The following is a 20,955-nucleotide window of genomic DNA, read 5'->3' on the forward strand; positions in this document are numbered from 1 at the left end:
TAGCCAATTATGCGTATAGCGGGTTAAGCTTGTCGCTATCGATACCAAAGTCTTTAATTGCTTTAGTAACAACGCTCATTTTAATTTCACCACGTTGTGCCAACTCGTATAAAGAAGCAACAACAATGTAATTGTGATCCACTTCAAAGTGACGACGTAAGTTAGCGCGGCTGTCACTTCGGCCAAAACCGTCGGTACCTAGTACTCGATAATCGGTATCAATAAAGCCACGTAACTGATCTGAATACGATTTCACGTAATCGGTGGCAGAAATGGCAGGACCATTATCTTTAGTAATAACCTGGCTGATAAATGGTACTTTTTGCTCCGCTTCCGGGTGCAACATGTTCCAACGGGCAACTTCCTGGCCTTCACGGGCTAACTCGTTGTAACTGGTTACCGAGTAAACATCAGAAGAAATACCAAAATCGCTCGCAAGAATACGAGCAGCTTCACGTACTTGTAATAAAATTGTACCTGAGCCCATTAACTGAACATTGGCTTTCGCTTTCTTCGCCGGCTTAACCGTATCTAATTTGTAGATACCTTTAATGATGTCATCCTCGCTGCCTTTTGGCATTTCAGGATGTTGGTAATTTTCATTCATTAATGTCAGGTAGAAGAACACATTTTCGTTTTCTTCGTACATACGACGTAAACCTTCACGCACGATAACCGCAACTTCATAGCCGTAGGTTGGATCGTAAGTGACACAATTCGGAATTAAACCCGCTTGTACATGGGAATGACCATCTTGATGTTGTAAGCCTTCACCGTTAAGGGTAGTTCTACCCGCCGTTGCGCCTAACAAGAAACCACGCGCCTGGCTATCGCCTGCCGCCCAGGCTAAATCGCCAACACGTTGGAAACCAAACATTGAGTAGTAAACGTAGAATGGAATAGTAGTAGCATTACACGTTGAATAAGACGTGCCTGAAGCTACCCACGAAGCCATGGCGCCTAGCTCGTTAATACCTTCCTGCAGTACCTGGCCTTTTTTATCTTCACGATAGTAAGCAACCTGGTCAGCATCTTGTGGTACGTATTTTTGCCCTTCATTGGCGTAAATACCCACTTGACGGAATAAGCCTTCCATACCAAAGGTACGGGCTTCATCAGGAATGATAGGAACGATACGCTTACCAATTTTCTTATCTTTTAATAAGCTGTTCAACACACGGACAAAAGTCATGGTTGATGATACTTCACGCTCACCTGAACCTTTTAAGATGGCATCAAAAATTTTCAGTTGTGGAATTTCCAATGCTTCTTCTGGTTGCTCTCTACGTGCAGGTAATGAACCGCCTAAAGCAGCACGACGCTCTTGCATGTATTTGTATTCAGCTGAGTCTTCCGGGAATTTGTAATATGGTAAATCGGCGATGTCTTCATCTTTTACCGGAATGTTAAAACGGTCGCGGTAATGCTTAATCGACTCTACATCCATTTTTTTAACGTTATGAGCAATGTTTAATGCTTCACCCGATGCGCCTAAACCAAAACCTTTTACGGTTTTCGCCAGAATTACCGTTGGACGACCTTTGGTTTCCATCGCTTTTTTATACGCCGAGTAAACTTTAATCGGGTCATGACCACCACGGTTTAAACGGTAAATGTCTTCGTCTGACATATTGGCAACTAATGCGGCAGTTTCCGGGTACTTGTTGAAGAAATTTTCACGAGTGTACTTGCCGCCTTTGGCTTTACAGTTTTGGTATTCGCCATCAACCGTTTCGTTCATTAGCTGCAATAACTTGCCGGATGTATCACGGGCAATTAATGAATCCCAGTAACTGCCCCAAATAACTTTAACCACTTCCCAGCCGGCGCCGCGGAATGTGCCTTCAAGCTCCTGGATGATCTTGCCGTTACCACGTACCGGCCCATCAAGACGCTGTAAATTACAGTTGATCACGAACGTTAAGTTATCCAGGTTTTCGCGCGATGCTAAACCAATGGCACCTAATGATTCTGGCTCATCGGTTTCGCCGTCACCTAAGAAACAGTAAACCCGTTGGCCTGAACAATCTTTAATACCACGGTCAGTTAAGTATTTTAAAAAACGCGCCGTATAGATAGCCTGTAATGGACCCAAGCCCATAGATACGGTTGGGAACTGCCAGAAATCAGGCATTAAATGTGGGTGCGGGTACGAAGATAAACCATTGCCGTCACATTCTTGACGGAAATTGTTCATTTGCTCTTCGGTTAAACGTCCTTCCATAAAAGCACGTGAATAGATGCCAGGAGAAATATGCCCTTGGGCAAAAATAAAATCACCACCGTCTTTTTCAGAAGACGCTTTGAAGAAATGGTTAAAGCCAACATCATACAGCATAGCCGATGAAGCGAATGAACCAATATGGCCACCAAGCTCTAAATCTTTTTTCGAAGCGCGTAACACCAATACCAAAGCATTCCAACGAATAGCGGCACGAATACGGGCTTCTATGGTTAAGTCGGCTGGCATATGCGGTTCTTGGTTTACCGGGATAGTATTCACATAGGCCGTTTTGGCATCAAATGGTAAATGCGTACCGCCACGACGAGCTCTGTCGATTAAGGTTTCTAATAATTGATGGGCACGTTCCGGGCCTTCTTGCTCAAGGACCGCTTCTAGCGATTCTACCCATTCTTGTGTCTCAATTGGATCAATATCGTGATTGATTGTATCAGTCATAACGATTTTTCATCTCCGCTTAGTAAATAATGTATTTTAAATTTTAATGCATTAAAGATAGTTCAAAAATCTCACTACCTTCAGTATTTTTTTGTTGATTCGCCGTGTATTAAATAGCGAAGCAAGCAATAATTTCAACTCATCAGTGTTCACTGCTCATTAATTGGTTTTTAACCGTCGCAGTGAACGGGTTACCCGGCTGTTTTCTTCACCAAGGTTGAGCATCACTTCTTCGATATAAGCCAGATTTTTATGGCTTGCGCCCCAGGCTTTATTGGGTTCACCACTGATAATGCTTTCCATTAACCGCTTGCGATAATGGGCTATGCGACCAGGTACGTCCGGGCGTTTGGCCAGCACTTGCAGATTTTTTTCAATGTTATCGATCAGCAATTCACCCATGGCTCGGGCTAAATGCATAATTACGGCATTATGGGAAGCGACACATATGGCCAGATAAAATTCGAATACCGTTTCCGCTTCGCCACGGTAATTTTCACTAATCGTGGTATTTTCAATTTGCGCTACCGTGATTGCCTCAAATTTTTCGGCAATATGTTCAAAGTCTTTTTTGGTGCCACGCATCGCCGCATAATAAGCGGCCATTCCCTGGATGCCATGACGAAACTCTAATAAATCGTATTGTGCTTCCGCTTTATTCGCCATTAAATCGAATAATGGATCTGCCAGACCGGATAATAAATTATCACAAACAAAAGTTCCGCCACCCTGGCGACGGTAGATCAAACCTTTGGCTTCAAGTTTTTGCATTGCTTCCCTGAGCGATGGTCGTGACACGGCAAATTGCAGCGCCAATTCCCGCTCTGCCGGTAGCTTTTGTCCGGGTTGTAAGCTGCCTTCTAAAATCATCTCTTCCAGCTGATTCAAGATCACATCCGACAATTTAGGCTGTTGTATCTTCTGATAAACCATTGTTTTTAATCACAACCCCTGATGAAAATTAGTCAAACAAGAAAATCAAAATCAAACTTATCGCTTAAATTCAACCCTCAACACACTGATAAATTGGTCTTACCAATAAGCAAAATGTATGCATCTAAAGTAACAGACTTCTTTCAGAATGTAAAATATTTAGGCGGGTTGCTCTCAGTTTGAATTATTCAAACTGGCAAAAATATAGACAAAAACCTTAATGGTAAGACCAATTTGACAATTGAATTTTTCAACGCTTTGTTGACTGGGAAGTTTTCTTTTAGCAAAAAAAAGCCGCAACAGATAAACTTGTTGCGGCTATTCGATATTTTGTGTTTATGCGATCAGTGCAAGACACCGGCGATAGTCATAAATGCAGTTGCGGCGAGCAATAATAAAACATTACGTTTCGCTAAACGCACGAGCAACGTTGGCTCGGCAGTAAGATCGTCATTGTTAACGACATACTCTTCTGACGTTTTCGCCACAGTACAAAGGTATTTTCGCGGGGAGAGTTGAAAATTAAGTAACCCCTCCAGCCAGATTGTTGACGCTTTGGAAAAATGGCCAACTAACATGTAACCAAAAGCGGCAACACGCGATGGAATGATATCTATATAGAAGAGAATATTTTTTCCATGATTTACCGCAGCTTCCGGTAAAAATGCTTCACCTTGTTCATTCTTGATATTATTGGCGATTGCTACCAACAACCGGTAAAACACCACGCCACCAATGCCGGCAAAAACAAACACTAACATTATTGCCATGTAATATTGATAATTTAACCAGACTAAGGTTTGACCAAAACTTTCCCCGTCGAAATCCTGATTTTGTTGCAATTCCATTTGATGATGAGAAACCGCAACTTCATCGCCACGCATCGCCGCATTTAAAAAGTTTTTATAAGATTCTCTGGCGGTTGAACAGCCAAGACAAACAATAAGCACGACGGCTGAAATGACAAATTCAATTAACAGATTATCAGCAAGCGCTATCAGCCCCCAAACCAAAATGGCGGGTATAAGTGCTAACACTATGACATTTAGGCTGCTTTTACTGATCTCGCCTTTAGAAACAAAACCGCGGGCAAACTTGAGATAGGGGGCATAATAAAAATTAAAATGCCAATGCTTAGATCGTAACACTCGCTCTGCTGCCAAAGCAATTAACAAACTAATAAGACTCATTGATTATCCTGTACTACTTAAATTATTCTTGTTTAATACTAAAATTTTACTCTTACCCCCTTGTTTTTGCCAGTAAAGAATGCGAGAAAATTAATAACACAGCGCCATTCGCCTCTTATTTCAGGGTTTATATCAGGGTTTAATCAATGTATTAGTTAAGCCGTTTTTAAACCGATACCAATCAAAACTCTCACCCGGATCGGTTTTTCTGCCCGGCGCAATATCGCAATGGCCGGCAATTTTGTCGACATCAATGTCGGGGTAAGTAGTAACAATAGCAATACTGAGTAATTGTAAGGTTTGATATTGAACATCGGTATAAGCAATATCGTCGGTCCCTTCCATTTCAATACCAATAGAAAAATCATTACATTTTTCGCGCCCGGCAAAACAAGATACCCCCGCATGCCAGGCACGCTTGGTAAAAGGCACATACTGAATGATTGCGCCGTCACGACGAATTAAGCAGTGAGCCGACACTCGCATTTGGTAAATATCTTTAAAGTAATCATCTTCATCAGGGTTTAAACAGCCCATAAATAAATCGGAAATATGATCAGAGCCGAACTTACCCGGTGGCAAGGATATGTTGTGAATTACCAACAAACTGATGTCGTCACACTCCCTGTTATCACAGTGTGGCGAAGGTAAATGGCTGATAGCAGGCGTTGAAAATTTAGCAGAAACTTCGAGCCAGCCATTGTTGATTGCAAATTTTGTCTCCATACTAATGATATCAGACCTCTTTTAAAACTAAGTTAGTAAAAGATTAGCACTATGCAACCGATAGATGACAGTAAAAAAATAGGTAAAACTTTCATGTGGATCGCCTGGATCCTTTTCTTTGGGTTATTAGTGTGGGTCTTTCAGGGCACATTAAATAGACAAAGCAACCCGAATCAGACACCAACCATTGCATTAAACAGCGAAGGCTTAGCACAAGTCACCCTAAAGCGTAATAAATGGGGCCACTATGTATCGGCGGGTACCATCAATAATGAAAGTGTGGTGTTTCTCCTCGATACTGGTGCTACCAATGTATCGATCCCGGCCAAAATCGCCGATAATCTCAACCTGCCTAATTTGGGCAGCCATTATGCCGAAACCGCTAATGGTCGGGTAAAGGTATACCAAACCACAATAGATCAATTGAGTATTGGTAATATTATCCTTTATAATGTCGACGCTAGCATCAACCCGGGCATGGACACGAATGAGATCCTGTTAGGCATGAGTGCGTTAAAGCAAGTAGACTTTCGCCAATCAGGCAAATACCTTTATTTAACGGAGCTGCGCTAATTAACAGTGCTGCGCTAAGGTCGAATACATACAACCTTAGGGTGAACGTACCTAAACGCGGTTACATTAAAGCATATGTGCGGTTTAAACTGCACAATGTCACCAGAAAATAAGTTATCAACACAATATATTAACTAAGCAGAGAGCAACACATGCACAACCTTGACCTTCAAATAAGTCCTGAGCTACAACTCGACATTGAAACCACAGTAACCTGGGCATTGGCTGAAGACTTGGGAGCAAAACCTGGTCAAACACCGATTGCTGCAGACGATATTACCGCGTCATTAATTCCGGCAGATAGTAAAGCCGTTGCCACGGTTATTTGCCGAGAAGATTGCGTAATTTCGGGCGTGGCCTGGGTAAATGAAGTGTTTAAGCAACTCGATGCATCAAGCAATGAACACACCCAAATCACCTGGTTTGTTAACGACGGTCAGGCAGTGAGAGCCAACACCACGTTATTCGAATTAACCGGTAACGCCCGCCTGCTATTGACTGGCGAGCGCACCGCCTTAAACTTTTTACAAAGCTTGTCAGGAACTGCAACGCTGACCAGCCAATACGTAAAAGAGTTAGAGGGCAGTAAAACCAAACTACTTGATACTCGTAAAACCTTACCGGGCTTAAGAAGCGCACAAAAATACGCCGTTACTTGCGGTGGTGGCCACAACCACAGAATTGGCCTGTTTGATGCGTTCTTAATCAAAGAAAATCACGTCAATGCCTGTGGCGGAATTGATAATGCGGTGGCCACGGCAAAACAAAACCACCCGGGTAAAACTGTAGAAGTGGAAGTGGAAAGCTTAGCGGAATTAGAGCAAGCAATCCGCGCTGGCGCCGACATCATCATGTTAGATAATTTCAGCACCGAAATGATAGAAACCGCGGTAGAGTTAACCCGAGGCAAAGCCAAGTTAGAAGTTTCTGGCAACATGACCATAGAGATTTTAAAAGAGTACACCAAAGCCAAAGTAGACTTCATCTCGGTAGGCGCATTAACCAAAAACGTGAAAGCGATAGACTTATCGATGCGGTTTGCCTAACACTCGATATTAGAAAACAAATGAACAAACTTAGGCAGTGCTCACTGCCTAAGTTTTAATAAAACATCGCCGATATATTTCTCTGCTCCCTATCACAAAATAGCTGATAGCCCCTTAGTTCCTCGTTCCAAGTTCCTCGTTCCTAGCTCTTTTTCCTAGTGCAGATTTATTAATGCTCCCCTTCTGCCCTGCAACAATTCGCCTAAAAATCAACCACACAGCCAATATATGCAGTTTTTCTGACCATTCTGCCACTAATTTTAAAAAAAAGTTTTACAGAACCGCAAAAATGGTCCATATTAATTTTAGCCCCCATAATAACAATTAAATATTTAATGGATATAACACAATGAAAAACATCAAATCAAACCAGGGTTTTACCCTAATCGAACTAATGATCGTGGTTGCGATCATCGGTATTCTTGCCGCCGTTGCTTTACCTGCATACAAAACTTACTCGGATAGAGCCGCTTTCTCTGAAGTTGTATTGTCTGTCACTCCAGCAAAAACTGCGGTTGAGTTATGTGTGCAAACTAATGCCGTAACTGCTACTGGTGGATGTTCTACTCTAGCTGAAAATGCAAACTGGGCTTCAGCTCCATTAGTAAACGGTGTAGCAATTGCCGGCTCAGCAACTGCAATCACCATCACTGCTACACCAGATAATGGTAATGTCAATTCTGATATCACTTCATCTCATACCTACGTACTTACTGGTACCATTGATTCTACTACTGGTGGACTTACATGGGCATCAAGCGGTGGCTGTAAAGCCGCGGGTCTTTGTTAATAAGTTCTAATAAAAGCTCCTTATTATAAGGAGCTTTTTTCTCAAAAATCGCCCAATGAAAAATCTCAACGGTTTTACATTAATCGAATTGCTCATTGTCGTAACGATATTGAGTGTGCTTGCTTCAATAGCATTTCCTAGCTACATCCATTATAGTGACAAGGCTAAGTTCGCTACGGTAGTTAGTGCCGCAGCCCCTGTTAGAACATCAATAGATATTTGTGTTCAAGCTAAATCCCTTCCTGATTGCTCAAAGCTAAATGTAAATTCTAAATGGATGCACAATGAATTTATATCGACTATAGCTATTACTGGTACCAGTTCTAAGATAGTGGTTAAAACAACCCCTAAGAATATCGGTAATATAACTAACTTAGATACCTATATTTTAACCGGTAACGTTGATTCAAAAGATTCTCTAGTCTGGGATGACGACGCCAGCGGCTGTAAAATATCTAGACTTTGTTAAAAACAAAAGCATGATAATATTGAGCTTTTCGACCATTTTAACTAAACTATTAATAGCCTTTGTAATAATAAAAGAATAAAAATGAAAGGAATTCATCGACAATCAAGTCTACTATCTGCTCTGGTACGCAACGAAATCGTCGCGTCAGATCAGGCTGGCAGTATATTTTCCGAGAGTCAGCGGCAAAAAACATCGATCATAAGTTACCTGGTAAACAAAGAAAACACCTCACCCAATGTGATCGCTCAAACGCTGTCGAAAAGTTTTGGTTTTGCTTATGTTGATCTTAACCAAATCGATCTGAACATTTTGCCTGAAGGTCTGCGCAACGAAAAATTAATCAGTAAGCATAATGCTCTGCCCTTGTATTTACGAGGGGGAATTTTGCATGTGGCCGTATCCGATCCCACCAATATAGATGCCATAGAAGAATTTCAATTTAATACTGGCTATAGCACCGAACTGGTGATCGCCGATGAAAAATCGTTACGTGAAACCATCGAAAAGTTGCTTGAAGATGAAAACTCGGTATTAGATATCACCGATTTAGATAGTGAAGAACTTGGCAATATTGATGTAGAGGACGAGAAAAAGGAAGAAGACTCATCTGGCGGTGCCGACGACGCGCCAATAGTGGTGTATATCAATAAGATATTACTCGATGCAATTAAAAAAGGCGCGTCCGATTTACACTTTGAGCCGTTTGAACATATATTCAGAATTCGATTTCGTGTCGATGGCATATTAACCGAAGTGGCTAGCCCGCCAGTTAACCTTTCAAGCAGAATGACAGCAAGGTTAAAAGTAATGTCAAAACTGGACATTGCTGAGCGAAGAGTCCCACAAGATGGACGAATAAAGTTAGCGGTGTCGAAGAAAAAATCTATCGACTTTCGAGTATCCACCTTACCTACTATGTGGGGCGAGAAAGTGGTAATGCGTATTCTCGACTCTTCCAGTGCCAAATTGGGCATTGATATCTTGGGTTATGAAGATGAGCAAAAATCTCTGTATTTAGATGCACTATCGAAACCGCAAGGAATGATTTTGGTAACCGGCCCGACCGGCTCTGGTAAAACAGTTTCTTTATATACCGGCTTAAATATTTTAAACACTGAAGAACGAAATATTTCCACCGCCGAAGATCCGGTAGAAATCAACCTGGAAGGGGTAAATCAGGTACAAATCAACAACAAAGCCGGACTGGATTTCTCCAGCGCGTTAAAATCGTTTTTACGGCAAGATCCCGATATTGTTATGGTGGGTGAAATACGAGACTTAGAAACCGCAGAAATTGCGATTAAGGCGGCGCAAACAGGTCACTTGGTGCTATCAACTTTGCACACCAACTCTGCCGCGGAAACTCTTACCCGACTGCTGAATATGGGGGTCCCCTCATATAACGTGGCAAGCTCAGTGACGCTAATTATTGCCCAACGACTGGCCCGACGTTTATGTAATCACTGCAAAGAAGAAGATGATATAAGTGAGCACGCATTACTCGAATTCGGTTTTGCCGAAAATGAAGTGGCTAATTTGACCATTTATAAAGCCGTAGGTTGCGACGAATGCACCAAGGGCTACAAAGGCAGGGTTGGTATTTATGAAGTAATGAAAATTAGCCAAGACACTGCTACTATTATAATGGATGGTGGCACCTCACTAGACATCGCCAAACAGGCACAAACTGAAGGTTATAAAAATTTGCGACAATCGGCGTTACTGAAAGCCAAATCTGGAGTCACCAGTTTATCGGAAGTCAGCCGAGTTACTGCCTAAAGTGACAAATTGTTAACTTGAATAATAAGAATATATAGGACGTTTATGGCTATTGCGAATGCTCAAAGCAAACAGGTGAAACCTAAACCTTTAGAAACTTTTACCTGGCAAGGTGTTAACCGTAAAGGTAAAAAGATAAAAGGTGAGCTTTCTGCGGTTAATATAATGGAGTTAAAAGCGCAATTACGAAAGCAAGGCATAACTCCACTACGAACCAAGAAAAAGCCCAAGCCAATGTTTGGCATGAGTGGTGATAAAGCGATTCTACCAAAAGATATTGCCGTGATCACCCGACAAATTGCCACTATGTTGAATGCTGGCGTGCCTTTAGTACAATCCATTGAAATGATAGGGAAAGGCAATAACAATGGCAATATCCGCAAGTTATTAAGCGATATCGGCAATCAAGTGCAATCGGGTTTGCCGTTTTCCGATTGTTTGCGCGAGCACCCAAGATATTTTGATGACCTTTACTGTGACTTGGTGAAATCCGGTGAACAATCAGGCGCACTCGAAACAATTTTTGACCGAATCGCCATCTATAAAGAAAAAGCGGAGGTACTAAAATCTAAAATTAAAAAAGCGATGACCTACCCAATTGCTGTTTTAGTGGTTGCAAGTATTGTTACATCGATCCTGTTAATCTTTGTGGTGCCAACTTTCGTCGACATTTTTGCCAGCTTTGATGCAGAGTTACCCGCCTTTACTCTATTTGTCGTCGGCATTTCCGATTTTATGATCGCTTATTGGTATATCGCGTTAGCTGCTATATTCGGAGCAGGCTTCTTATTTAAAAAAGCCCATTTAAACAGTCAGGATTTTAGGGATAAAGTCGATGTGTCGATTTTAAAAATACCGGTGATTGGAGCGCTGCTTGATAAAGCCGCCGTTGCCCGCTTTGCCAGAACTCTATCCACTACTTTTGCTGCCGGCGTACCGCTTATTGACGCGCTTGATTCTGCAGCTGGCGCATCCGGTAATGCGGTTTATCGAAATGCCATTAATGAAATTCGCACCGAGGTATCTTCTGGCATGCAAATGAATATGGCGATGCGCAATTCTACGATATTTCCCGACATGGTGATTCAAATGGTCACCATAGGCGAAGAATCGGGGGCATTAGACGATATGTTGGCAAAAGTGGCCACCGTTTATGAGCAAGAAGTCGATGATGCCGTTGATGGCCTCACGGCACTACTAGAGCCAATGATCATGGCCGTTTTAGGCGTGGTAATTGGAGGCTTGATCATTGCCATGTACTTGCCAATTTTCCAAATTGGTATGATCGTTTAAAGTTCTAAGTTCTAAGTTCTAAGTTCTAAGTTCTAAGTAAAATTATAAGCCGAAGTCTTTTGTAGATTTCGGTTTATATTATAAATAATAATAACAAAAAGGTTTATCTGTGTTTTCTGATGTAATCGCACTATTGCAACACTCCCCCGTCTTTTTTTACATAACCATCACCATACTGGGTTTAATCATAGGCAGTTTTTTAAATGTGGTCATTTATCGATTGCCGAAAATGCTCGAGAACGAGTGGTTTTGTGAATGCCGTGAACTGCTAGCGGATGAGCTAAAACCTGTAGAAGATAAAAAGGCAGAGTCGCCTTTAACCCTGTCAAAGCCAGCATCCACCTGCCCCAAATGCGGTCATAAGATTAAGGTTTGGGAAAACATCCCGGTAATTTCCTGGATATTGTTGAAGGGTAAATGTTCTGCTTGTGCGAATCCAATTTCGGCACGTTACCCTATTATTGAAACCTTAACCGGAATAGCTTCATTAGTCATAGCTATGCACTTTGGGGTTAGCTGGCAAACACTATTTATGCTTTTGCTTACCTGGTCTCTGATCACTTTAACTATGATTGATGCCGATAAGATGATTTTACCCGATCAAATCACCTTACCACTGGTTTGGCTTGGTTTGATATTGGGTTTAAATGGTGTATTTATTTCAATTGAACAAGCCGTAATTGGCGCCATCATGGGTTACATGAGTTTGTGGTCTATTTTTTGGTTATTTAAACTCATCACCGGCAAGGACGGTATGGGCTATGGCGATTTTAAACTGTTTGCCGTTTTTGGTGCTTGGTTTGGCTGGGAATTATTACCCCTGCTTATTTTGATGGCATCGTTAGTCGGTGCTATTGTCGGTATTAGCTTGATGATGTTTAAAAATCATCAAGGTTCTAAACCGATCCCTTTTGGCCCCTATTTAGCCGTCGCCGGCTGGATAACAGCACTTTGGGGCGAAGGCATCTGGCAGTGGTATTTGGCAATGCTTGCTTAGAAAAAGTTCGTAGAACTCTGGTTGGCGGGACTTCAGTCTCGCATTAGAGGATTCTACGCGAGGTTGAAACCCTGCCAACGATGCGAGGTTAAAAACCCCGCCAACGATTCGAGGTTAAAACCTCGCCAACGTGGTAATAAATGTCAAAATTAGTTATAGGTTTAACCGGCGGTATTGGTAGTGGTAAAACTACCGTTGCCGATTTATTTGCACAATACGGCATCGATATTATTGATGCCGATATTGTTGCTCGTGAAGTGGTGGCTCCGGGTACAAGTGCTTTGGCAAAAATTAGCGAACATTTTGGTAGCGATTACATTCTTGAAAATGGTCATTTAGATCGCGCTAAATTGCGCCATCGAGTTTTTGCCAATAAACAAGATAAAACCTGGTTAAATAGGCTTTTGCATCCATTGATTCGTGAAACAATGAATGGACAGTGTGTGGCCGCAAAAAGCGCCTATTGTTTTATAGTTGCCCCCTTGTTGATTGAAAATGGCTTAAATAAAAGCGTTGAAAAAGTGTTAGTAATAGATGTAAAACCTGAGACGCAAATCGCCAGAACCGTTGCTCGTGATAGCAATAGTAAAGAGCAAGTGCAAAATATTCTTGCGGCACAAGTATCCCGTGAAGACAGGTTGGCTCATGCGGATTTTATTATTGATAATGATGTTTGTTCCACCAACGAGTTGAAACAGCAAGTTGAGTCATTACACCGTATTTTTTTAAAGCTAGTTATTGAGAAATAGCTTTTATAGGTGAGATTTATACCGTTTTAGGCTTCTCTTGATAGATTCAAGTCGTGCCAAACCAAAAAACATTAGCCTTTAATTAAATCTATGGTTAATATAAAAAGAACATCTAATAATTTTAAAAACATGGCCGACATTCTTTACGAACATCCACTTAATGAGCGGATACGCAACTATCTGAAACTTGAGCAATTATTTGTTCAGGTGCGGTCTTGTCTGGCGCAAGAGTTTACCGCAAATCACACCCTGTTTTTCAATGCACTATTTGCCACTTTAGATGCGCTGGAACGCAGTGATGTACGTGGCGATGTCATTAAAGATCTGGAGAAGCTTGAGCAAAACTTGATTCTTTGGTCAAAATATCCCGAAGTTAATTCAAAAGCTCTGCAGTTAAACCTTGAACAAACTAAATCCTTAGCGACAAACTTACGCTCTAAGCAACAGCTCTGGTTTATACTAAAAGACGATAAATTTTTAGACGGCATGCGTAAGCGCTTTACTTTGCAAGGTGCCTATTGTGGTTTCGATTTACCTGCTTTAGTGTATTGGCTTAATCAACCCCCTATTTTTATTCAACAAGATGTCGATAAATGGTTATCTTCGCTGAGTAACATAGAGCAAGCATTGCTGTTGATATTGAAATTTATTCGTCAAAAAGCTGACTTTGAAGAAATTGAGGCCAACAATAGCTTTTACCAGGACAATGGCGAAGGCTTAATGCTGTTAAGAATGAAGCTTCCCGAAAGTGTCGATTTTTTTCCTTCGGTTAGTGGTAACCGATATCGTTACTCCATCCGTTTTATGGAATTGTGTAATGAAAAGGGTCAGCAGTACATATCGCAAAATATTCGCTTTAAACTCGCTAAATGTTAACTAAGCTGAACTAGATATCACCACTTAATTCACATTATTTTTTAAATTAGACGTTTTAAAATACCCGGTATTCTTACTTAACGAGATGAAGTTCATCATGTAATTTGATTGTTCAATTAAATCTTGATGTTTGGGATGAGACAATTTACAAGAAAACCTTTCATCATGAAAACATGATACGCCTGATGAAGAATCACAATAGTTAACTATGGGCAAACAGGTGGTTCCGCCATAACGAAAAGCGTAATTATCAAAATCAATATTAAATATCGGCCGGATAGCTTCAGTTTTATCAACACCCATTATTGGGCGGCCGATAAAAGCAACTTCACTTTTTATTGCTAACATAGATAATATAGTGGGAGCGATATCCAAATGACTATATTCTTGTAGCAAATTTACATCGACCCCTTGCAATCCTTCACTGTATACAACTAACGGCGTTCTAAATAAAATTTCAAATTTTTCCTCTGCTGATAAATTTGTATCCGGAAAATAGGGGACACCATGATCCCCGGTGATCACTAGAATGGTATCTTTTGCTAAAGGACTGTTGATAAATTTTTTCCAAAACTCTCCCAATGCGAAGTCGGAGTATGAAATCCCCTTGCGATAATTTTTATATCTATCCTCCCCTTCATATTCGACATTTGCATCGAACTTAAACCCTTGATAATCCCAATCAAAGGGCTGGTGGTTGGTAACAGTCAATATTTCCGCAAAAAATGGCTGTTGTTGTTCTGATAATAATTGCAAAGCCTTGTCAAAAACTACAGTATCCTTTACTCCCCAACCAATAACATCGGATTCAGATATATTGTCTTTATTAAAATCTTCTTTAGCAATTATATTCTTGAAGCCTAAACTCTTGTGGTAAACACCCCGGTTGTAAAACTCTTTATCATTACCGTGAAAAAAGTAAGACTGAAAACCATGTTCGTTGAGAATTTTAGGTAAGCATTCTCCATTAAATTCACCGTATAAAGTTGAATAAGATATTTCTTTGTTATAATCGATAAGACCACATAGTATTGCCTGCTCAGATTTAACCGTATACCTGCTAGTAGCGAATACATTTTTAAAGCTTAAACCTAACTTAGCAATTTTATCTAAATTAGGTGTCAACGAGGTAGCAGGGTCGAAATTTCCGGTTTCAAAATCTCTTATGCTTTCCATCACGATTATAATTACATTTTTTTTAAGTTCACTTTTCTCATTGCTGGTTTCATTCGGTACAAACTTAAATGGCTCTAGAGTTGATAACGAATGGCGATAATTTTTGTAGTTAGGTAGTAAGCCGGAAAATTTTTTGAAATCATATTTATCAGGAATAGTATCAACTTTTCCGGTTTTGATAGCTTTTCCTAATAAGTACTCTTCAGCCTCTCTAGAATCGACATTTCTGTTCACAAAACTTCGGTAAAAGTGCATCAAAGGATTTTCATCTTTTAAGTACAATTTACCAAAGTTACTTTGTTGGAAAGGGTTTAATATGGTTCCTCTTTCTTGATGAAACTCACTAAGGAAAAACACGCAGCTGAAAATCACAGCTAAAAAAGAATAAATGACCTTGTATTGCAGGTTCATACTGCTCGCTAAAAAATTTCGCATAAATAAAACAGTAGCGATGGCGATGGCGATAAAGCTAAAAATCAAAAAGCCGTCTAAGAAATTTTTAAACGAAAGCATAAATTCGTCAAATAGATACAGTGTTCTGTAAGTCAAGAAACTATCAAAATAAATATAATATTCTTCAGAAACTTTTAATAATATAATGGTTAAAGCCGTGATTAATGTCACGAATAAAGCGGACTTCTGCTTGATTGTAACGATCAGTAAGAGAAACATTGCCGATAACACTAAAGATAAAACTAGCGAATCGATAATGGCGAAAAAATCGCTATGAAAACCTAAATAATGAGCAAAACATAATGGCAAAAAGGCAAGAAAAAGTGAAAAATAAATGATCTTTTTTGTTGAGTGCAAAGTAGTTGCTTTTTATCGTTATTGTTAATAATTTAATATAGCAGAAAGAGAGATTTACGTATAACTAAATTCATTGAACCAAGGTTACGGCCCCATGATTTATGCTATCATAGCCGAAATAAATCATTTTAAGAAAAGCCTGATGAAAGTAAATTGCCCGAATTGTAAAAAACAAATTGTTTGGAGCACAGATAACGAATTTCGACCGTTTTGCAGTGAACGCTGTAAGTTAATTGATTTAGGCGACTGGGCAGAAGAGAATCATAAGATTTCGCAAGGGCCACAAGGTGTGCAGGAGTTGTCGGAAGAAATGTTAGATGCCCTTGAAGATCAGTTTTTGCAGAACAATAAATTTTTTGTCGAATCGGAATAGCAACCACTAAAATAGACACATCTTACAAAAGGTTAAGCATAACTCAGTTTCAGCCTTGCGTAAAAAGAATGGGTTAAGGCATACTGGATATTAACCATTGGTGAACCGATTTCAGCGATCATGAGAAATTTATTTATTGCTTTATTAGTAGTTATTGTCGGCCTTGTTTATTTAAAACGAGATGCTGACGATAATAACTTATCTGCCCCACCCGAAAAAGTTATCGCGTTTACTGAAGATACTTCTTCTGATGTTCTGCTGGAACAAGCCTTTGTCTCTCTTGATCATGAAGTTAACCCAAATGTGGATATTGATACCTATTCGGGGCTAGAGAAAATAGCCTTTGCTTACCAAAATCAATTATCAAACATCCAGGTCTTGGGTTCTGGTAAAGTCATTAAAATGTTGCCTGATGACAATAGGGGCAGTCGCCATCAGCGCTTTATTCTCAAGCTTGGCAATAATCAATCACTGTTGATCGCTCATAATATCAATATTGCCGACAGGGTAAAGTCGCTGCGCAAAGGCGATGACATTGAGTTTTATGGGGTTTATGAGTGGAATGATAAAGGCGGTGTGGTGCATTGGACTCACCATGATCCTGATGGCTCTCATCCTGATGGTTATTTGCGCTATGCCGGGCTTAAGTACCAGTAATTAAGCTAGGTTGAAATCCAAGCAAAGCTAGGTTGAAACTCCGCTAATTAATGCGAGGTTAGCACCCCGCCAATCATGCGAGGTTAGCACCCCGCCAATCATGCGAGGTTAAAACCCCGCCAACCATGCGAGGTTGAAACCCCGCCAATCATGCGAGGTTGAAACCCCGCCAACCATGCGAGGTTGAAACCCCGCCAACCATGCGAGGTTGAAACCCCGCCAACCATGCGAGGTTAAAACCCCGCCAACCATGCGAGGTTAAAACCCCGCCAATCATGCGAGGTTGAAACCCCGCCAACCAATTTATAGGTTCATTGCCAATATTTTTTCGACGATTGGGGTGTTGGCCTTGGGGAAATCGATACCGGTTAATTCATCTGGGTTAAACCAGCCCTGCTGCTGACCTTCTTGTGCCGTTGGCTCACCGAGGAATTGATCGACAAGAAACACTTCCAGTAACACTTGTTTGTCACTGTAATCGTGACTGATGGTAATTAATGGCTGCATGGCAAGAGTATCAATGGCAATTTCTTCGTTAAGCTCTCTATGCAGCGCTTGATGCACAGTTTCATTATTTTCCACCTTACCCCCTGGGAATTCCCATTTACCGCCTTGGTGGCTATGTTCAAGTCGTTTGGTGAGAAAAAACTGCCCTTGTCGGTATATCACCCCAACGGCCACATGAATTCGCTTTATCATTGTTATCCTGTTTAATTGATTTATAAGAACTAGCAAAAGCGAGACCCCGCCCTTATAGTTCTTAGTTCTTAGCGCTTCGCTTGTACCTTACACCGACGTCCTATTTTCCACTATACTAGGTGTAATCAAACATGCAGCTTGTACCAACTTCATAATTTCAACTAACAGTTGGTGCATTCAAACATGCTGCCCGTAGTTCGCAGCCCGATGCTTTAATCAAATGCTTGCTTAATACTATTGCTCATTTATTCAAACACGCTGCATGTACCTTGTATCCTGTACCTTTCACCAACTTCATAATTTCAACTTATGCTGGTGTATTCAAACATGCTGCTTGTACCCTGTACCCCGCACCTAAAAAAATAAAACCCGAAGCTGCGTAACAACTCCGGGTTTAAAGATCCTGCTATCAGCGTCGCCTAACTCAGCTGCCCATGACACTGTTTGTATTTTTTGCCCGAGCCACATGGACAAGGGTTGTTGCGGCCAACACGTGGTACTTCATTTTGCTCAGTGGCCTGGCCACTGGCTTGATGCGTGTATTGCTTTGGTGCTTCATCGGCTTTGCGATGCTGCTCTTCAACCGCCTCTACGTCTGACTCTTGCTGAATACGAACTTTAGACAGGACGCTAACCACGTCATATTTTAAGTTATCCAACATGGTTGAGAATAATTCAAACGACTCTTTTTTGTATTCTTGTTTCGGGTTCTTTTGCGCGTAACCACGCAGGTGAATCCCCTGGCGAAGATGATCCATTGCCGCTAAGTGCTCTTTCCACAGGCCATCCAAGGTTTGCAACATTACCGCTTTTTCAAATTGACGTAATACGTCCGGGCCTACTTGGGTTTCTTTTTCGGTGTATGCTTGCTCAACTTCTTTGATGATACGTTCACGTAATGAATCTTCGTGCAACTTGTCGTCTTCAGCTAACCAGGTGGTAAGTGCCAAGTCGATAGTCAAATCACCTTTAAGTCGATCTTCAAGTCCTTGTACATCCCACATTTCTTCCAAAGATTGTGGTGGAATATGGCCATCGATGATGCCATTGACTACGTCCAGACGAATGGCTTCAACAGTTTCACCGATATCCCCTTCATCGAGAAGTTCGTTACGTTGCTCGTAAATGACTTTACGTTGGTCATTGGCAACATCATCGTATTCAAGTAATTGCTTACGAATGTCAAAGTTACGGCCTTCTACTTTACGTTGTGCGTTTTCAATCGATTTGGTTACCCAAGGGTGTTCAATCGCTTCACCATGTTCCATGCCCAATTTACGCATCATGTTAGCAATTCGCTCAGAGGCAAAAATACGCATTAAGCCATCTTCCATCGAAAGATAGAAACGGGTTGAACCAGGATCACCCTGACGACCAGAACGGCCGCGTAATTGATTATCGATACGTCTTGATTCATGACGCTCTGTGGCTACTATGTGCAAGCCACCAAGTTCTAGAACTTTATTGTGCTGTTCTTGCCATGCTGCTGTGGCTTTTGCAATGCTCTCTTCACTTTGATCTTTCAACCCGTCGATGTTTGCTGATAAATTACCACCCAAGACGATATCGGTACCACGACCGGCCATGTTAGTGGCAATGGTTACCGCACCAACACAACCAGCATTGGCAACAATTTCCGCTTCTTCGGCATGGAATTTTGCATTCAATACTTTGTGTTTAATTTTCGCTTTCTTTAAAATTTTGGCTAAAAACTCAGACGTTTCAATGCTAATGGTACCGACTAATACTGGTTGGCCACGCTCTGCACAATCTTTAATGTCAGTGATGATGGCTTCGTATTTTTCATCGGCGGTGAGATAAATCAGATCGGCCATGTCTTTACGGATCATGTCACGGTTGGTTGGTATTACTACCGTCTCTAAACCATAGATATGGTTAAATTCGAATGCTTCGGTATCGGCAGTACCTGTCATCCCCGACAGTTTGTTATACAAACGGAAGAAGTTTTGAAAGGTGATGGAGGCTAACGTCTGGTTCTCATTTTGAATGTTAACGTTTTCTTTCGCTTCAATCGCCTGGTGTAACCCTTCTGACCAGCGACGGCCTTCCATGGTACGACCGGTGTGTTCATCAACGATAACAATTTCATCGTCTTTAACAATGTAATCTACGTCTTTTTGGAATAATTTATGGGCGCGAAGTGCCGCCATTACATGGTGCAATAAGGCAATGCTTGCGGCGCTGTATAATGAATCGTGCTCTGCCAGTAAACCGCGCTCTTGCAGAATTTGTTCTACCTGTACCTGACCACGCTCGGTTAAATATACCTGTTTTGATTTTTCATCTAAGGTGTAATCACCGCTGCTTTCTACGCCTTCTTCGTCTTCAACATCTTGTAATACCAGAGTTGGCACTAAGGTATCAATTTGACGGTATAACTCTGAGCTGTCTTCGGCCTGGCCAGAAATCACCAATGGCGTACGCGCTTCATCGATTAAAATTGAATCGACCTCATCGATGACGGCAAAGTTTAACGCTTTTTGCACACGCTGCTGCGGTGAGAACGCCATGTTGTCACGCAGGTAATCGAAACCAAATTCGTTATTGGTACCGTAAGTAATATCGGCATCATAGGCCGCTTGTTTTTCTTCCTGGCTGATGTTGGCAATATTACAACCAACCGTCATCCCTAAAAATTCAAAAAGTGGGCGGGCCCAGTCAGCATCACGTTTGGCCAGATAATCGTTGACGGTAATGATGTGCACACCATTATCGGTTAAGCCATTTAAATAGGCAGGCAAGGTAGCGGTAAGGGTTTTACCTTCACCGGTACGCATTTCGGCGATTTTACCTTGATGTAACACCATGCCGCCAATCATTTGCACGTCGAAATGGCGCATGCCAAATACACGGATACTGGCTTCACGTACTACCGCAAAGGCTTCAGGTAAAATGTTCTCTAATGCTTCTCCATTAGTGATTCGCTCTTTGAATTCGGCAGTTTTGCCTTTTAATTCGTCATCGTTATACGCTTGGGTTACTTGTTCTAGCGCATTGATTTTTTGTACTTCTTTATTCATTTGTTTTAGTAATCGATCATTACGAGAACCAAAAAGCTTTGTCATTAATTTTACAAACATTTTATTTAGACCATTGTTGCCAAAATTATCTGGCGAAA

The 20,955-nt window shown here is 41.2% G+C and carries 18 protein-coding genes; 11 read left to right on the top strand and 7 right to left on the bottom strand.

Going from position 1 to position 20,955, the window contains the following annotated elements:
• Positions 1-7: 7 nt before the first annotated feature.
• The 4 genes from aceE to ampD form a co-directional block, all read right to left on the bottom strand.
• A complete protein-coding gene (gene aceE / locus ND16A_RS18185; RefSeq protein WP_033075782.1) occupies positions 8-2,680 on the bottom strand; it encodes a pyruvate dehydrogenase (acetyl-transferring), homodimeric type in 2,673 nt (890 codons plus the stop codon).
• A 159-nt stretch (positions 2,681-2,839) separates the two neighbouring features.
• Positions 2,840-3,613: a pyruvate dehydrogenase complex transcriptional repressor PdhR gene (pdhR, locus tag ND16A_RS18180; RefSeq protein ID WP_033075783.1), complete on the bottom strand. Its 774-nt coding sequence runs from the start codon at positions 3,611-3,613 to the stop codon at positions 2,840-2,842.
• 344 nt (positions 3,614-3,957) lie between these two features.
• The gene (ampE, locus tag ND16A_RS18175) at positions 3,958-4,803 is read right to left on the bottom strand and encodes a beta-lactamase regulator AmpE (RefSeq protein ID WP_033075784.1); all 846 of its coding nucleotides are present in this window, start codon (positions 4,801-4,803) and stop codon (positions 3,958-3,960) included.
• Positions 4,804-4,935: 132 nt separating this feature from the next.
• Positions 4,936-5,529 (bottom strand): 1,6-anhydro-N-acetylmuramyl-L-alanine amidase AmpD, encoded by a 594-nt coding sequence (gene ampD, locus ND16A_RS18170; protein ID WP_081945409.1) that lies wholly within the window; start codon positions 5,527-5,529, stop codon positions 4,936-4,938.
• A gap of 51 nt (positions 5,530-5,580) precedes the next feature.
• On the opposite strand from ampD, the gene ND16A_RS18165 reads away from it, so the two are divergent.
• The 9 genes from ND16A_RS18165 to zapD all read left to right on the top strand — a co-directional run bounded on the left by ND16A_RS18165 (position 5,581) and on the right by zapD (position 14,101).
• Positions 5,581-6,102 (top strand): retropepsin-like aspartic protease family protein, encoded by a 522-nt coding sequence (locus ND16A_RS18165; protein ID WP_033075785.1) that lies wholly within the window; start codon positions 5,581-5,583, stop codon positions 6,100-6,102.
• Between the two features lie 152 nt (positions 6,103-6,254).
• The gene (gene nadC, locus ND16A_RS18160) at positions 6,255-7,148 is read left to right on the top strand and encodes a carboxylating nicotinate-nucleotide diphosphorylase (RefSeq protein WP_033075786.1); all 894 of its coding nucleotides are present in this window, start codon (positions 6,255-6,257) and stop codon (positions 7,146-7,148) included.
• A 349-nt stretch (positions 7,149-7,497) separates the two neighbouring features.
• Complete coding sequence (locus ND16A_RS18155) at positions 7,498-7,938, top strand: pilin (protein ID WP_033075787.1); 441 nt, start codon at positions 7,498-7,500, stop codon at positions 7,936-7,938.
• Positions 7,939-7,993: 55 nt separating this feature from the next.
• Positions 7,994-8,407, top strand: coding sequence for a pilin (locus ND16A_RS18150; RefSeq protein WP_033075788.1), 414 nt, complete (start codon positions 7,994-7,996; stop codon positions 8,405-8,407).
• 75 nt (positions 8,408-8,482) lie between these two features.
• Positions 8,483-10,186, top strand: coding sequence for a type IV-A pilus assembly ATPase PilB (gene pilB, locus ND16A_RS18145; protein WP_443080257.1), 1,704 nt, complete (start codon positions 8,483-8,485; stop codon positions 10,184-10,186).
• A 45-nt stretch (positions 10,187-10,231) separates the two neighbouring features.
• Positions 10,232-11,479 carry a type II secretion system F family protein gene (locus tag ND16A_RS18140; RefSeq protein ID WP_033075790.1) on the top strand — a complete coding sequence of 416 codons (1,248 nt, stop codon included), beginning with the start codon at positions 10,232-10,234 and terminating at the stop codon, positions 11,477-11,479.
• Between the two features lie 109 nt (positions 11,480-11,588).
• Positions 11,589-12,476 carry a prepilin peptidase gene (locus tag ND16A_RS18135; protein WP_033075791.1) on the top strand — a complete coding sequence of 296 codons (888 nt, stop codon included), beginning with the start codon at positions 11,589-11,591 and terminating at the stop codon, positions 12,474-12,476.
• Between the two features lie 140 nt (positions 12,477-12,616).
• Positions 12,617-13,225 carry a dephospho-CoA kinase gene (coaE, locus tag ND16A_RS18130; protein ID WP_033075792.1) on the top strand — a complete coding sequence of 203 codons (609 nt, stop codon included), beginning with the start codon at positions 12,617-12,619 and terminating at the stop codon, positions 13,223-13,225.
• A gap of 129 nt (positions 13,226-13,354) precedes the next feature.
• The gene (zapD, locus tag ND16A_RS18125; protein ID WP_033075834.1) at positions 13,355-14,101 is read left to right on the top strand and encodes a cell division protein ZapD; all 747 of its coding nucleotides are present in this window, start codon (positions 13,355-13,357) and stop codon (positions 14,099-14,101) included.
• A 24-nt stretch (positions 14,102-14,125) separates the two neighbouring features.
• Here the strand turns inward: zapD and ND16A_RS18120 are convergent, their stop codons facing one another.
• Positions 14,126-16,087, bottom strand: coding sequence for an LTA synthase family protein (locus tag ND16A_RS18120; protein ID WP_033075793.1), 1,962 nt, complete (start codon positions 16,085-16,087; stop codon positions 14,126-14,128).
• A 142-nt stretch (positions 16,088-16,229) separates the two neighbouring features.
• Here ND16A_RS18120 and yacG point away from each other — a divergent pair, with 142 nt between their 5' ends.
• Both yacG and ND16A_RS18110 read left to right on the top strand, forming a co-directional pair.
• A complete protein-coding gene (gene yacG, locus ND16A_RS18115; RefSeq protein ID WP_033075835.1) occupies positions 16,230-16,460 on the top strand; it encodes a DNA gyrase inhibitor YacG in 231 nt (76 codons plus the stop codon).
• A 120-nt stretch (positions 16,461-16,580) separates the two neighbouring features.
• Entirely contained in the window at positions 16,581-17,117 is a 537-nt protein-coding gene (locus ND16A_RS18110) for a DUF3465 domain-containing protein (RefSeq protein ID WP_033075794.1), read from the top strand.
• 303 nt (positions 17,118-17,420) lie between these two features.
• Here ND16A_RS18110 and mutT read toward each other — a convergent pair whose 3' ends face one another.
• Both mutT and secA read right to left on the bottom strand, forming a co-directional pair.
• The gene (gene mutT / locus ND16A_RS18105) at positions 17,421-17,816 is read right to left on the bottom strand and encodes an 8-oxo-dGTP diphosphatase MutT (RefSeq protein ID WP_033075795.1); all 396 of its coding nucleotides are present in this window, start codon (positions 17,814-17,816) and stop codon (positions 17,421-17,423) included.
• Positions 17,817-18,235: 419 nt separating this feature from the next.
• Positions 18,236-20,917, bottom strand: a complete 2,682-nt coding sequence (gene secA / locus ND16A_RS18100) for a preprotein translocase subunit SecA (protein WP_033075836.1) — start codon at positions 20,915-20,917, stop codon at positions 18,236-18,238.
• Between the last annotated feature and the right edge of the window lie 38 nt (positions 20,918-20,955).

It is taken from the genome of Thalassotalea sp. ND16A (assembly GCF_000764205.1).
Taxonomy (GTDB): Bacteria; Pseudomonadota; Gammaproteobacteria; order Enterobacterales; family Alteromonadaceae; genus Thalassotalea_A.